Annotated in this window: 13 protein-coding genes and 2 pseudogenes; 7 read left to right on the forward strand and 8 right to left on the reverse strand. The window is 70.3% G+C overall.

Features of this window, described 5'->3' with window-relative positions:
- Positions 1 to 140: 140 nt before the first annotated feature.
- Positions 141 to 875, reverse strand: a complete 735-nt coding sequence (locus QNO09_RS24130; RefSeq protein ID WP_283972339.1) for a VOC family protein — start codon at positions 873 to 875, stop codon at positions 141 to 143.
- A 103-nt stretch (positions 876 to 978) separates the two neighbouring features.
- On the opposite strand from QNO09_RS24130, the gene QNO09_RS24135 reads away from it, so the two are divergent.
- On the forward strand, positions 979 to 2133 hold the full coding sequence (locus tag QNO09_RS24135) for an inorganic phosphate transporter (protein WP_283972340.1): 1155 nt from the start codon (positions 979 to 981) through the stop codon (positions 2131 to 2133).
- Positions 2134 to 2448: 315 nt separating this feature from the next.
- On the opposite strand, the gene sodN is transcribed toward QNO09_RS24135, so the two are convergent.
- Positions 2449 to 2844, reverse strand: coding sequence for a superoxide dismutase, Ni (gene sodN, locus QNO09_RS24140; RefSeq protein WP_020123534.1), 396 nt, complete (start codon positions 2842 to 2844; stop codon positions 2449 to 2451).
- Between the two features lie 223 nt (positions 2845 to 3067).
- Between sodN and sodX the strand changes: the two are divergent.
- Positions 3068 to 3241: pseudogene (gene sodX, locus QNO09_RS40025) on the forward strand (nickel-type superoxide dismutase maturation protease); the annotation flags it as partial.
- 65 nt (positions 3242 to 3306) lie between these two features.
- On the opposite strand, the gene QNO09_RS24150 reads toward sodX, so the two are convergent.
- A complete protein-coding gene (locus tag QNO09_RS24150; protein ID WP_349636985.1) occupies positions 3307 to 3966 on the reverse strand; it encodes a CGNR zinc finger domain-containing protein in 660 nt (219 codons plus the stop codon).
- A gap of 89 nt (positions 3967 to 4055) precedes the next feature.
- Between QNO09_RS24150 and QNO09_RS24155 the strand changes: the two are divergent.
- Positions 4056 to 4859, forward strand: a pseudogene (locus tag QNO09_RS24155) (class I SAM-dependent methyltransferase).
- 66 nt (positions 4860 to 4925) lie between these two features.
- Here QNO09_RS24155 and QNO09_RS24160 read toward each other — a convergent pair.
- From QNO09_RS24160 to QNO09_RS24170, 3 genes are read right to left on the reverse strand one after another with little or no spacing between them, the layout of a single operon-like run.
- Positions 4926 to 5687, reverse strand: a complete 762-nt coding sequence (locus QNO09_RS24160; RefSeq protein WP_283972342.1) for an amino acid ABC transporter ATP-binding protein — start codon at positions 5685 to 5687, stop codon at positions 4926 to 4928.
- Positions 5684 to 6631 (reverse strand): amino acid ABC transporter permease, encoded by a 948-nt coding sequence (locus QNO09_RS24165; RefSeq protein WP_283972343.1) that lies wholly within the window; start codon positions 6629 to 6631, stop codon positions 5684 to 5686. Before QNO09_RS24165 ends, QNO09_RS24160 begins: the two co-directional genes overlap by 4 nt.
- A 32-nt stretch (positions 6632 to 6663) precedes the next feature.
- Positions 6664 to 7614: an ABC transporter substrate-binding protein gene (locus QNO09_RS24170; RefSeq protein ID WP_283972344.1), complete on the reverse strand. Its 951-nt coding sequence runs from the start codon at positions 7612 to 7614 to the stop codon at positions 6664 to 6666.
- Between the two features lie 625 nt (positions 7615 to 8239).
- Here QNO09_RS24170 and QNO09_RS24175 point away from each other — a divergent pair.
- From QNO09_RS24175 to QNO09_RS24190, 4 genes are all read left to right on the forward strand, one after another.
- Positions 8240 to 9472: an NAD(P)-dependent malic enzyme gene (locus QNO09_RS24175; RefSeq protein WP_283972345.1), complete on the forward strand. Its 1233-nt coding sequence runs from the start codon at positions 8240 to 8242 to the stop codon at positions 9470 to 9472.
- 454 nt (positions 9473 to 9926) lie between these two features.
- On the forward strand, positions 9927 to 10892 hold the full coding sequence (locus QNO09_RS24180) for a zinc-binding dehydrogenase (RefSeq protein ID WP_283972346.1): 966 nt from the start codon (positions 9927 to 9929) through the stop codon (positions 10890 to 10892).
- 101 nt (positions 10893 to 10993) lie between these two features.
- On the forward strand, positions 10994 to 11203 hold the full coding sequence (locus tag QNO09_RS24185) for an HTH domain-containing protein (RefSeq protein WP_283972347.1): 210 nt from the start codon (positions 10994 to 10996) through the stop codon (positions 11201 to 11203).
- Positions 11203 to 11775 (forward strand): Clp protease N-terminal domain-containing protein, encoded by a 573-nt coding sequence (locus QNO09_RS24190; protein ID WP_283972348.1) that lies wholly within the window; start codon positions 11203 to 11205, stop codon positions 11773 to 11775. Before QNO09_RS24185 ends, QNO09_RS24190 begins: the two co-directional genes overlap by 1 nt.
- A gap of 16 nt (positions 11776 to 11791) precedes the next feature.
- Here the strand turns inward: QNO09_RS24190 and QNO09_RS24195 are convergent, their stop codons facing one another.
- Entirely contained in the window at positions 11792 to 12859 is a 1068-nt protein-coding gene (locus tag QNO09_RS24195; protein WP_283972349.1) for a PadR family transcriptional regulator, read from the reverse strand.
- 1 nt (position 12860) lies between these two features.
- Positions 12861 to 13832, reverse strand: a complete 972-nt coding sequence (locus QNO09_RS24200) for a DUF4097 family beta strand repeat-containing protein (RefSeq protein WP_283972350.1) — start codon at positions 13830 to 13832, stop codon at positions 12861 to 12863.
- Positions 13833 to 13942 lie beyond the last annotated feature (110 nt).

Here is a 13942-nt window from a genome sequence, read left to right on the forward strand (position 1 = left end):
CGCCGCACCGCGCGAAAGCCCGAGTAGCTCCGCTACGAGGGCTTCCACGCGGCACTCCCCCAAGCTCTTCGAGCAGGGGAGACCCCCAGAGCACGCACCGAACGCCGCTCCTTCTCCCACGGAGATCCATCAGAAGGGGCCTAGCCGTCCAGCCCGCCCGTCACCGGATTCCTGCCGGTCAGGCAGTACGTGCCGCCCGCCGGGTCGCGCATCACCGTCCAGCCGGGGAAGGCGGACACGACGGCGGCTCCGAGTTCCTCGTGCCGAGCCCGGGTCGCCGTGACGTCCGCGCAGGCGAGGTCGAGGTGGGCGGAGGCCGGACGTTCCTCGTCGAGCCGTTGCAGGAGCAGACGGACCGGCAGGCCGGGCGGCGGCTTGACCACGTGGAACTCGGGCAGGGAGCCCGGCAGCGACTCCCAGCCGGCGAGCAGCGTGCTCCAGAAGGCGACCTCGGCGTCGAAGGCCGAGGGCGCGATGTCCACGCACACCTGATCGAGCCGGCTGCCCCGCACCACGCCCGGGCGCGACGACTGCCCGCGCCAGGGATCCGCGCAGAACAACTGCCCGGCCGGCGAACGCAGCACGACGAGGGAACCGAGGTCCGCCACGACACTCGCGCCGAGCCGTACCGCCGCGGCGGCGAACTCCGGTATGTCGTCCACACAGAGGTCGATGTGCGCGCCGCCGGAACGCGGCCCGACCGCCTGTATCTTCACGCATGCGTCGGCGCCGTCGGGCAGCAGGGTGACGAACTCGTCGTGCTCTCCGCGCCGTTCGGACAGTCGGGTGTCCGTGACCGCCGTCCAGAACGCGCAGGCGGCGCCGAAGGCCTCACGCGGGCGGTCGATGAAGGCGTACGTCCAGCTGATCCTCATGGGCGGATCGTAGAGGGCGCGCGCCAAGGCCACCCGCGTGAACCTTGACCAGCCGTCGCGCACCGTTCCCCGTGCATCGGCCCCCGCTTGTTTGCATGCAGGGATGGACCACATCACGTTCCTCGTGGCGGTCGTCATCGTCACGGCACTCGCCTTCGACTTCACCAACGGATTCCACGACACGGCGAACGCGATGGCCACGTCCATCGCCACCGGCGCGCTCGCTCCCCGTACGGCGGTCCTGATCAGCGGTGTCCTCAACGTCGTCGGTGCCTTCCTGTCCACGGAGGTTGCCAGGACCGTCTCCGGCGGCATCGTGGACGACACCCTCGTCTCCCCGGGCATGATCTTCGCGGGGCTCGTCGGCGCGATCCTGTGGAATCTGCTGACCTGGCTGGTCGGCCTGCCCTCAAGCTCCTCGCACGCCCTGTTCGGCGGGCTGATCGGGGCCGTGTGGGTCGGGTCGGGCAGCCACGGCGTCGACTTCGGCAAGGTCGTCGAGAAGGTGCTGGTGCCGGCGGTGGCCTCGCCGGTGGTGGCCGGTGTCGCCGCGCTGCTCGCCACTTGCCTGGCCTACCGCCTCACCGACCGCGCCCGCGAGGACTCCGTCACCCAGGGCTTCCGCATCGGCCAGATCGCCTCCGCCTCGCTGGTCTCCCTCGCCCACGGCACCAACGACGCGCAGAAGACCATGGGCGTCATCACCCTCGCCCTGATCTCGGCCGGCGCGCTCGGCCACGACGCGGGACCGCCCCTGTGGGTCATCGCGTCCGCGGGCCTCGCCATCGGCCTCGGCAGCTATCTGGGCGGCTGGCGGATCATCCGCACCATGGGCAAGGGCCTCACCGAGATCCAGTCGCCCCAGGGCTTCGCGGCCGAGACGGCCTCCACGACCGTCATCCTGACCTCCGCCCACCTCGGCTTCGCCCTGTCCACCACCCAGGTGGCCTCGGGCAGCATCCTGGGCGCGGGTCTCGGCCGCAGGCTCGCGGAGGTCCGCTGGGGCGTGGCGGGCCGGATGGCGATCGCCTGGGCGGTCACCCTGCCCGCCGCCGCACTGGTCGGCGGCCTGGCCGCCGCGGTCGTGCAGTACGGCGGGGACGCCGGCACGGCGGTCGTCGCCCTGGTGGGCGCGGCGCTCGCCGCGGGCATCGTGGCCATCTCGCGCCGTAACCCGGTGCACGCGCGCAACGTCAACGACGCGCAGGAGGTCGGCATCCGCATCGAGCCGCCGGCCAAGGTCGGCACGGCCGCCTGAGGGACGGGGAGCCGGACATGCGTCGGGACCGGACCGCACTCGGTCGGGTGGCCGCGGTGAGCGTGGGGGGCTCCGCCACCGGGGCCGTCGGCGTCTTCGCGCTGGGCGTCCTCGGCCTCGCCCGGCTGGGGACGGCCGCGAACAGCGGGGCGGGCGCGTCCGCCCAACGGTCTCGCCCAGGCCACCCTGGGCCTTCTCGCCCGCACGGCCGTGGTGGCGTCGGCGTACGGGGCATACCTGATCGTCCCTCAGGGGGCGCCACGACGAAGGGGCCCGGCCGGTTCTCGGTCGGGCCCCCGCGTCGTACGAAGGCGGTCAGGCCTTCTTGGTCTCCCAGAAGATCTTGTCGATCTGGGCGATGTAGTCCAGCGCCTTCTGGCCGGTGGCCGGGTCGGTCGACGCCTTGGCGGCCGAAAGGGCCTTCAGGGCGTCGTTGACCAGCTGGTGCAGCTCCGGGTACTTCTCGAAGTGCGGGGGCTTGAAGTAGTCGCTCCACAGCACCGAGACGTGGTGCTTGGCGAGCTCGGCGCGCTGCTCCTTGATGACGGTGGCGCGCGCCTGGAAGTGCGGGTCGTCGTTGGCGGCCATCTTCTCCTGCACGGCCTTCACCGACTCCGCCTCGATGCGGGCCTGGGCGGGGTCGTACACACCGCAGGGAAGGTCGCAGTGCGCACTGACCTTGACCTTGGGGGCAAACAGGCGGGAAAGCATGGAGCATTCCTTCCTCGTGATCGTCTTCTCACAGGGGACATTACTCCGTGAGGGACGGCTTTTGTCGGGTGCCCCCATGGGCTTAGGACAAAAGTCCGGGGTGAGACTGAGACTGGTGGACGAAGAACCGGGGAGGTGCCGGGTGATGCCGGAGCTGTCGCACGAGTCCGAGCGGGGGAGGCAGGCCCCGCCCTTCGGGCTGGCCGAAGTGACCGGGCCGTCCATGGTGCCCACGCTGCACCACGGGGACCGGCTCCTGGTGCACTACGGGGCCAGGGTCAGGCCCGGGGACGTCGTCGTGCTGCGGCACCCCTTCCAGCAGGACCTGCTGGTCGTCAAGCGGGTCGCCCAGCGGTGCGAGAGCGGCTGGTGGGTGCTCGGTGACAACGCGTACGCCGGTGGCGACAGCACCGACTACGGCGTCGTGCCCGACGAACTGGTCCTGGGGCGGGTCCGGTTCCGCTACCGGCCGCGCAGGCCGGACCGGCGGTCGCCGTGGGCGCTGCTGGGCTGGGCGCTGTCGGCGGCCAGGCCGGTCCTCTCGGGCAGGTCGGGCCGGGCGGCCTCCAGGCGTTTGCGGGCGCGGTAGGCCGCCACGTTGGCGCGGGTCGCGCAGCGGTCGGAGCAGTAGCGCCGCGAGCGGTTGGTGGAGGTGTCGAGGTAGGCGTTGCGGCAGGGCGCCGCCTCGCACAGGCCGAGGCGGTCCACGCCGTACTCGGTCAGGTGGAACGCCAGGCCCATCGCCGCGATCGCCGCATAGCCGGCGGTGGCGTTCGACGGGTGGTCCGCCAGGTGCATGTGCCACAGGGGACGGCCGTCGTCGTCGCGGACGTCGTGCCCGGAGATCTGCGGGCTGACCGGGAACTCCAGCAGCAGCGAGTTCAGCAGGTCCACGGCGAGCTGCTCGTCGCCGCTGTCGGCCGCCTCGAAGACCGCGCGCAGCCGGGCCCGGACCGAGCGGAAGCGGGTGACGTCCGCGTCGGTGGCGCGGCGGGCCGCGGACTGCTGGCCGCCGAACAGGCCGCGGATGGCCTCGACCGATGTCAGGGCGTCCTTGCCCCGGGCCGGTTCCTCGGTGTTGACGAGACGCACGGCGTAGTCCGAGTAATAGGCCAGTTCCACTTGTAGTCCTTACGGAAGGGCTTTAGGGTCGTGAGCGCGCACTGGTAACAGCTGATGGCGTATCCAGGGTATTACGAGGGAGGGGCTCGATGACGGACGCGGACATCCAGGCCACCGCCGCCGACTGGCAGGCCTGGCAGGAGAGCTGGGACCGGCAGCAGGAGTGGTACATGCCCGACCGCGAGGAGCGGTTCCGGATCATGCTCGGTGGGGGTCCCCCCATGCCTTTCGGGCTATGGGGGAGGTCGAGGCCGTCGTGGGCACCGCCCCGCGCGTCCTCGACCTCGCCTGCGGCACGGGCAGCATCACCGCCCGGCTGCTCGCCCGGTTCCCGGACGCCACCAGCACCGGAGTCGACCTCGACCCGGCGCTCCTCGCCATCGCCGAGGGCACCTTCGCCGGCGACGAGCGGGTCACCCTGGTCACCGCCGACCTCAAGGACCCCGACTGGCCGGCGCGGCTGCCGCACGACGCGTACGACGCCGTCCTGACCGCGACGGCCCTGCACTGGCTGCACCGGGAACCTCTCGCGGAGCTCTACGGCCGGGTCGCAGGACTTGTCCGCGACGGCGGCGTCTTCATGAACGCGGACCACATGATCGACGAGACGACGCCCCGGATCAACGCCGCCGAGCGCGCGCAGCGCCACGCCCGCATGGAACAGGCCAGGCAAATCCGGCATCCTCGGCTGGACCGAGTGGTGGCAGCTCGCCGCGAAGGACCCCGTCCTCGCCGGACCGACGGCCCGGCGCTACGAGATCTACGGCGACCACGCCGACGGTGACATGCCGTCGGTGCAGTGGCACGCGCGCGTGCTGCGCGAGAAGGGGTTCGGCGAGGCCAGGCCGGTGTGGTGCTCGCCCTCGGACACCCTGCTGCTCGCCATGAAGTAGGCCGCGCGACGGACCGCGAAGGGGGCGGCACGGAGATTCCGTACCGCCCCCTCGCCGTGCGTACCCTCAGAGCACCTTGGACAGGAACGACTTCGTCCGCTCGTGCTGCGGGTTCGTCAGCACCTCGCGCGGGTGACCGGATTCGACCACCACACCGCCGTCCATGAAGACCAGGCTGTCGCCCACCTCGCGGGCGAAGCCCATCTCGTGGGTGACGACGATCATCGTCATGCCCGACTCGGCCAGGTCGCGCATGACGTCCAGGACGTCACCGACCAGCTCCGGGTCGAGTGCCGAGGTCGGCTCGTCGAACAGCATCAGCTTCGGGTCCATGGCGAGGGCCCGGGCGATGGCGACGCGCTGCTGCTGGCCGCCGGAGAGCTGCGAGGGGTAGTTGCCCGCCTTGTCGGCCAGGCCCACCCGGTCCAGCAGTTCCAGGGCGCGTTCCCGGGCCTTGGCCCTGCTCACGCCCTTGACCTGGACCGGCGCCTCCATGACGTTCTCCACGGACGTCATGTGCGGGAACAGGTTGAAGCGCTGGAAGACCATGCCGATGTCCCGGCGCTTGACGGCGACCTCGCTGTCCTTCAGCTCGTAGAGCTTGTCGCCCTTCTGCCGGTAGCCGACCAGATCGCCGTCGACGTACAGGCGCCCGGCGTTGATCTTCTCCAGGTGGTTGATGCACCGGAGGAAGGTCGACTTGCCGGAGCCGGAGGGGCCGATGAGGCAGAACACCTCGCCGGACTTCACCTCCAGGTCGATGCCCTTGAGGACCTCTACGGGACCGAAGGACTTGTGGACGCCCTCGGCCTTCACCATGGCGTTCATGCGGTGCCTCCCGTCGACGCCGAGCGGTTGGACAGGGACAGCACGTTCGCCTTGATCTTCTGGAGCGGCGTGGCCGGCAGCGAACGGCTGGAGCCACGCGCGTAGTACCGCTCCAGGTAGTACTGGCCGATGCTGAAGATCGACGTCATCAGCAGGTACCAGGCCGCCGCCAGGAACAGCATCTCGGCCGGGGCGCCGGAGGTCTGCCCGATGTCCTGAGCGGCACGGAGCAACTCCGGATACTGGACGACCGAGACCAGGGAGGTCGTCTTCAGCATGTTGATGACCTCGTTGCCCGTCGGCGGCACGATCACGCGCATCGCCTGCGGGATGACGATCCGGCGCAGCGTCTTGGTGTGGCTCATCCCCAGCGCGTGCGACGCCTCCGTCTGGCCCTCGTCGACCGAGAGCAGACCGGCCCGGCAGATCTCCGCCATGTACGCGGCCTCGTTGAGGCCGAGGCCCAGCAGCGCCGTCAGGAACGGGGTCATGAAGTCCGACCACTCGTCCTTGTAGAACGGCCCGAGGTTGATGTACTCGAAGACCAGGCCCAGGTTGAACCAGACGATCAGCTGCACCAGGACCGGGGTGCCGCGGAAGAACCAGATGTAGAACCATGCGATCGACGAGGTCACCGGGTTCTTCGACAGGCGCATCACGGCGAGCAGGACGCCGCCGACGATGCCGATCGCCATGGACAGGACGGTCAGCAGGAGCGTCTTGCCGACGCCGTCCAGGATGCGGTCGTCGAAGAAGTAGTCCGGGATCGCGCCCCAGTTGATCTTGCCCTGGGCGAACGCGTACACGACCCCGACCAGCAGGGCGATCGCTACGACGGCGGAGACGTACCGCCCGTAGTGCCGGACCGGGATGGCCTTGATGGCCTCCGGTCCGGCCGGGGGCGTGTCGGACGGCCCCGACGTCTTGTCGATGTCAACAGTCACGGGTGTTGCCTTTCAGTGCCGCTGCGTCGCGGTCACTTGCCGCCGTTGATCGTGGCTTCGTCGACGGAGCCTTCGGTGACGCCCCACTTCTTCATGATCTTCTCGTACTCGCCGTTCTCGATGATGGCGTCGAGGGCGGCCTTGAGGGCGTCCCGCAGCTGCGTCTGGTTCTTGGCGACCGCGATGCCGTACGGAGCGGCCTCGACCTGCTCGCCGACCAGCTGGAAGTCCTTGCCGCCGCCCGAGGTCTTCACGGCGTACGCGGCGACCGGGAAGTCGGACGAGCCGGCGTCGGCGCCGCCCGCGCGCAGGCGGGTCTGGGCCTGCTGGTCGTTGTCGAAGGGCTCGATGGTGATCTTCTTGCCGGCCGGGCACTTCTTCGACTCCGCCTTGGCGAGGTCCTGGGAGACGGTGCCGCGCTGCACCACGATCTTCTTGCCGCACAGGTCGGACCAGGTCTTGATGCCCTGGTCGTCGCCCTTCTTGGTGTAGATCGAGACACCGGCGGTGAAGTAGTCCACGAAGTCGACGCCCTCACCGACCTTCTTGCCGGTGCCGGAGTCGATGCCCTCCTGGCGGTCCTTGGTGTCGGTCATCGCGGACATGGCGATGTCGTACCGCTTGGACCGCAGACCCGTGATCAGCGTGTCGAAGGTGCCGTTCTCGAACTGGAAATCGACCCCGAGCTGCTTGCCCATGGCGGCGGCGAGGTCGGGGTCGATGCCGACCACCTTGCCGGAGCTGTCCTTGAATTCGACCGGGGCGTAGGCGATGTCGGAACCGACCTTGATGACACCCTTGTCGCGGATGGCCTTCGGCAGCTTGTCGGCGAGCGGGGCCGAGGCCGCGGTGTCGCTCGAGCCGGTGTCCTTGGTCTGGTCACCGCATCCGGTGAGCATCAGCGCGCCTGCGACCGCGATCGCACCGACCGCTGCTAGCCGGGAGTGCGCGGCGGTCGTACGACGGGTGGAGCTTGCGGTCATGGTGGGTTCCTCCGGCGGATGGGTGGAGTTGCCGATGGGGCGGGCCGCTGCCGATGAGTTCGACGCGGCCGTGGCACGCCGAAGGTCTCGGCAGTGCCGTGGGTCGACGAGTGCACACGTCTTCGAGTGTCGCGACCTCGTGTGATTACGGCATCTTGCCATTCGGACTGCGCGATTCTGGGGGCCAGTCATGTCAAAATCGGATAACGGGAGACCCCCGAACCGCACCACTCCGGTACATCACGGCCGGACCTTCTATGGGAATCACCCCTTCCGGCCGGAAGAACTTCGGTAAATCCCGGGATTTCGATACGGGGAGCGCGGCCTTCGTCAGTGGCTGAGTGGTTGTATCCGGCTTGTCCAGGTCTTGTCCTGATTTTGGACGAAGAGTCAGGGCCCCGTCATGTGACCTTCGCGTTATGGACTCGTCCTCGATGCCGTCCGTCCGGTAAGAAGGGTCCTTACACCCCTCATCCGGGGCTCAGGGCGCGTGTGCGGCGCGCCCGTCGCGTACGCGCCCGTACGTATACACGTACAAGCACGACATGGGCCTACGCGGTGCCCGCCCACCCCTCACCAGGAGTGGCCACCCTCAAACCAATGAAGATTTAAGGGGTAAAACGAAGTGGCAGCGGAGATTGTCAATCCTCGCAGCGAGAGCAGGACCGGCGATACGGATCACGAGGGCGGTGCGGAGCCCCTCGACTCCTTCGACCCGGCGTTCGCGTTGCACCGCGGCGGCAAGATGGCTGTGCAGGCCACCGTGCCGGTCCGGGACAAGGACGATCTGTCCCTGGCGTACACGCCCGGCGTCGCGAAGGTGTGCAGCGCGATCGCGGAGCAGCCGGAGCTCGTGCACGACTACACGTGGAAGTCATCGGTCGTGGCCGTCGTGACGGACGGTACGGCCGTGCTGGGGCTCGGTGACATCGGGCCCGAGGCCTCCCTCCCGGTGATGGAGGGCAAGGCGATCCTGTTCAAGCAGTTCGGCGGCGTGGACGCGGTTCCCATCGCCCTGAACTGCACGGACGTCGACGAGATCGTCGAGACCGTGGTGCGGCTCGCGCCGTCGTTCGGCGGAGTCAACCTGGAGGACATCTCGGCGCCCCGGTGCTTCGAGGTGGAGCGCAAGCTGCAGGAGCGGCTGGACATCCCGGTCTTCCACGACGACCAGCACGGTACGGCCGTGGTGACGCTGGCCGCCCTGCGGAACGCCGCGCGGCTGAGCGGGCGGGCACTGGGCGAGCTGCGGGCCGTCATCTCCGGCGCCGGCGCGGCCGGTGTCGCCATCGCGAAGATGCTGGTCGAGGCCGGGATCGGGGATGTGGCGGTGGCCGACCGCAAGGGTGTCGTGTCGGCCGACCGTGACGACCTCACGCCGGTGAAGCAGGAGCTGGCCGGGTTCACGAACAAGGCCGGCATCACCGGGTCGCTGGAGTCGGCGCTGGACGGGGCCGATGTGTTCATCGGCGTGTCCGGCGGGACGGTCCCGGAGTCCGCGGTGGCGACGATGGCCGAGGGCGCGTTCGTCTTCGCCATGGCGAACCCGAACCCCGAGGTGCACCCCGAGGTCGCGCACAAGTACGCGGCGGTCGTCGCGACCGGGCGGTCGGACTTCCCGAACCAGATCAACAACGTGCTGGCGTTCCCCGGAATCTTCGCCGGGGCGCTGCAGGTGCGGGCCTCGCGGATCACCGAGGGGATGAAGCTGGCCGCCGCGGAGGCGCTGGCCGCTGTGGTCGGGGACGATCTCGCCGCCGACTACGTCATCCCGTCGCCGTTCGACGAGCGGGTCGCTCCGGCGGTCACCGCCGCGGTGGCGGCCGCGGCCCGGGCCGAGGGTGTGGCCCGGCGCTGACAGTGACACTGGCGCTGGTGTGATGTGGCTCCGCCCGGGATCGGGCGGGGCCATTTCTTTGCGTTCCGGGTGGGGCCGGGGCTGTTCGGGTGGTGTGCGGGTGGTTCCGGCGGTGACTCCGGTGGTCGTGTGCGGGTACCTCCGGCGGTGGGGTGCTGCGGTGGTGGGGGTACGCGTCCGCTTCGCCTGACGCCGAGTGGTGGGTCGGGGCCGCGCCGGGGGTGTCCGTCCTCGGAACGGCGCGATGGGGTCTCACGCCGACTGGCCGGCGTTGACGCGCCAACCGCTGCGGGCGGACACCCCCGACACCCCCCGACACGGCCCCTCGCGTCGTCCGGCGGCTGCGGGAGCGTTCCGGCCGGCGCCGCAGCACACCGCCCGTCCCTGGCAAGAGGGCGTGTCTCACAGGGCCGGATGGTTCCTTCGGTCCCCCGCGGAACCTATCGTCAAGGTCATGTTCGCCGTCTACGCCGCCCGAATCGACCGCGACCAGCCGCTGTCCGGCCTGGAGTTGGGAGAGCGCCCGGCTCCCGAGGCCCGTCCCGGCTGGAGTACCGTCACGGTCAAGGCCGCCTCCCTCAATCACCACGACCTCTGGTCCCTGCGTGGCGTAGGCCTCGCAGAGGACAAGCTGCCGATGATCCTCGGCTGTGACGCCGCCGGCGTCGACGAGGACGGCAACGAAGTCGTCCTGCACTCCGTGGTCGGACAGAGTGGGCACGGGGTGGGCCCGAAGGAACCCCGGTCCATCCTCACGGAGCGTTACCAGGGCACCTTCGCCGAGCAGGTCGCCGTGCCGACCTGGAACATCCTGCCCAAGCCCAAGGAGCTCTCCTTCGAGGAGGCCGCCTGTCTGCCCACGGCGTGGCTGACCGCGTACCGGATGCTCTTCACCAACGCGGGTGTCCGCCCCGGCGACTCCGTGCTGGTGCAGGGTGCCGGCGGTGGTGTCGCCACGGCCGCCATCGTGCTGGGCAGGGCCGCCGGTCTCCGGGTCTTCGCCACCAGCCGGGACGAGGCCAGGCGGAAGCGGGCCGTGGAGCTCGGGGCCGTGGAGGCGCTGGAGTCCGGGGCGCGGCTGCCGCAGCGGGTCGACGCCGTGATCGAGACCGTCGGGGCCGCCACCTGGTCGCATTCCGTGAAGTCGCTGAAGCCCGGCGGCACGCTGGTGATCTCCGGTGCCACCAGCGGCGACCGGCCCTCGCACGCCGAGCTGACCCGGATCTTCTTCCTGGAACTCAAGGTCGTCGGGTCCACCATGGGCACCAAGGACGAGCTGGAGGACCTGCTCGCCTTCTGTGCCGCCACCGGTGTGCGGCCCGTCATCGACGAGGTCATGCCCATGGATCGCGCGCGGGAGGGCTTCGAGCGGCTGGCTTCGGGTGAACAGTTCGGGAAGGTCGTGCTGACGAACCCCTGAGCACGGCTGAGGGTGCGTTGACGGTCGGTCCGGAGCGGGCCGGCCGTTTTCGTGTGTCAACTAGGATTGACGTGAGCTCGGTGTCAACGTAGGTTGACGTCATGACCGAAGCAACGGATCTGGCCGAGCGCGCGGGTGACCATGATCCCCGGGTCGGCCTGCGGGCCGTCGCCGCGCTGCGCCGGCTGCTGGAGCAGTTGGAAGCCGTGCAGGTGCGCAATGCGCGCAACCACGGCTGGTCCTGGCAGGAGATCGCCACCGAACTCGGTGTGAGCAGGCAGGCCGTGCACAAGAAGTACGGGAGGCATTGATGTTCGAGCGGTTCACGAAGGACGCCCGTGACGTGGTGAAGAGCGCGTACGAACATGTGGAGGGGAGTGGCGGGGGCGGAGGGTGTGTGGAGCCGGAGCATCTGCTGCTGGCACTGCTCGACCGGGAGGGCAGTCGTGGCTCCTTCGCACTCACGGCCCTCGGGCTCGGTGAGCGGCGGGGCTCCGTGCGTGAGGCGCTGCGTGAGGCGCGGCGGCGGGCCGGGTTGACACAGGCCGAGACCGATGCGCTGGCCGGGCTGGGGATCGACGTGGAGGAGATCGTCGCCCGGGTGGAGGACGTGCACGGGGTCGGCGCCCTGGCCGGCGACCGCAAGGACAAGCGGTGGTGGTCGGGGCGGGTCTCCTTCAGCCGGGGCGCCAAGGACGTGCTGGAGCGCTCTTTGCGGGTCGCACTCGCCCAGCGGGACCGGAACATCGGGGACGAGCACATCCTGCTGGCCCTGACCCTGCGCCCCGATGTGCCGGCCGAGGTTCTCGCCGACCACGGGGTGACGTACGAGTCACTGGTGCGGGTGCTGTACGGCAGTGGTGGCGAGGCCAAGGCCGGCTGAGGGCTGCGCCCCGGGCCTACTTCTTCTGCGTGCGCAGGAGGGCTCCGATGTGGGCCGCCGCCGTCGACAGGTGGCGGCGGGCGTCACGCAGTTGGTCGGGGGAGACGCCGTGGTCGCGGGCCGCGTCCCGGATGTCGTCCCGGAAGCGGTCGAGGAGGCGGTCCAGGTCGCGGGCAGGGTCGCCGGTGGAGTCCGCGGCGTCCTCGTGGGCCCAGGCCGGTTCGTAGGCGGCCGGGAAGTCCTCCCGGGGCGGTGATGAGGGGGTCGGCTCCGCGGGCTTGCCGGTGCCGGTCCAGTCGAAGCCGAAATCCTTGCCGAAGTCCTTGCCGTAGTCCTTTCCGAACTCGCCCGCCTCCTTGACCAGTTCGCTCAGGCCCTCCCGCAGGCCCGTCGGCCAGTCGCCGCGGGCGAAGTGGTCCTGCACCTGCTCCTGGACGCGGCGGGTGATGCGCTGCACCTGCTCCTGGGCCTGGGCGCGGGCCTGTTCCTGGGCCTCCTTCGCCTGACGGCGGGCGCGCTGGGCGTCCTCCCGGGCGCGGCGGCTCTCGTCCTTGGCGCGCCGGGCCTGTTCCTTCCACTCCTGCCGGGCGCGGCGCATCTCCTCCTTGGCGATGCGCCAGGTCTCCCTGTCGCCGTGCTGCGAGAAGTCACCGCCCGGAGCACCCGCCTGGCCGTCGGTCCTGGTGGCGGTGTCCCGGCGGGCCTCGGTCGCCGCCGCGCGCATCTCGCGGCGCAGGTCACCGGCTGCTCCGCGCACATCGGCCCGGATCTCCGCGGCCAGCTCCGCCACGGACTCCCGGATCTCCAGCTCCAGATCAGCCAGTTCACCGCTGCGGTCGGCCAGTTCGGCTCGGCCCGTGTCCGTGATCGAGTAGACCTTGCGGCCGCCCTCGGTGGTGTGGGTGACCAGGCCTTCGGCTTCCAGCTTGGCCAGGCGGGGGTAGACCGTGCCGGCCGACGGCGCGTACAGCCCCTGGAAGCGCTCCTCGAGGAGGCGGATCACCTCGTAGCCGTGGCGGGGGGCCTCGTCCAGCAACTTCAGCAGGTAGAGGCGGAGGCGGCCGTGGGCGAAGACGGGGGGCATGTCAGAGCACCTTCTTGTCGGTCGTGCCGTCGGCCGGGGCGGTGGTGGGGTCATCGCCGGGGCCGGAGACGGAATTGTCTCCCGAGCCGCTCCGGGGGGCGTCCGCCGGGTCCGCCGCCGATCCGTTGCCACCGGGCCGCGTGCCCCACGGCTCCTCGTCCTCGTCCTCCCGGGCCGGGCGTCGCAGCAGGGCGATCGAGCCGGACACGGTGGTGGCCCGGAGTTTGCCGGTGCCCGCGCCCAGGCGGCCCGTGATCTTGTGGGCGCCCCATTGGCCGTGCACCCGCAGTCCGTCGAAGGCGTTGGAGACGGAGCCGCTCGCCGTGTTCGCCTCGACGTCCGCGTCCGCCGGGTACGGCAGCCGGATCGCGATCTCGCCCGAGACGCTGGTCAGCCGGACGTCCGTCGGGCCGTTCGGATCGAGGTCGACGATCATCGAGCCGCTGACCGACTCCGCCCGCACGGAGGGGCCGGAGCCCTCGACCACCGTGAGGTCGCCGGAGACCGACTTGAACCGCAGGTCGCCGGTCACGTCCTGGGCCTCCAGGTTGCCGGAGACCGTTTCGGCGCGGACCGGGCCGGAGAGGCCGACCAGGGTGGTGTCGCCGGTGACGCCCTTCACCACCGACGGGCCCTGGACCCCGGAGATCACGGCACCCGCGCCCACCACCCCTACCTCCACCCGGGTGCCGGCCGGGACGGCCAGGGAGACCGTCGCGCTGCGGCACCAGCCCTTGCGGTCCAGCCACTTGAGGAAGCCCTTCCACGGCAGGTCCTCATAGGCCACCGTGAGGGTGCCGTCCTGCTGGGTCACCACCAGGGGCGGCCCCTCGATCTCGGAGATCTCCAGGCGGGCGGAACCTTCGTCGGTGCCCACCACGTTCACCGTTCCGTTGACGAGACGTACGTGCAGATCGCTCACAGGCTCGTCGAAGGTGAGCTTCCTCGGTTCCGTGACGGACCACTCGGACATGGTGCAGACCTCCCCGACTCGACGCGCCATATCGCGTCCTCTCGTATTCACGATATATCGCGGTGCGGGAAAGTCAAGACACTCGTTCCGGCGACGGCCGGGTGCGCAAA

The sequence above is a fragment of the Streptomyces sp. 378 genome, assembly GCF_030124145.1.
Classification (GTDB): Bacteria; Actinomycetota; Actinomycetes; order Streptomycetales; family Streptomycetaceae; genus Streptomyces.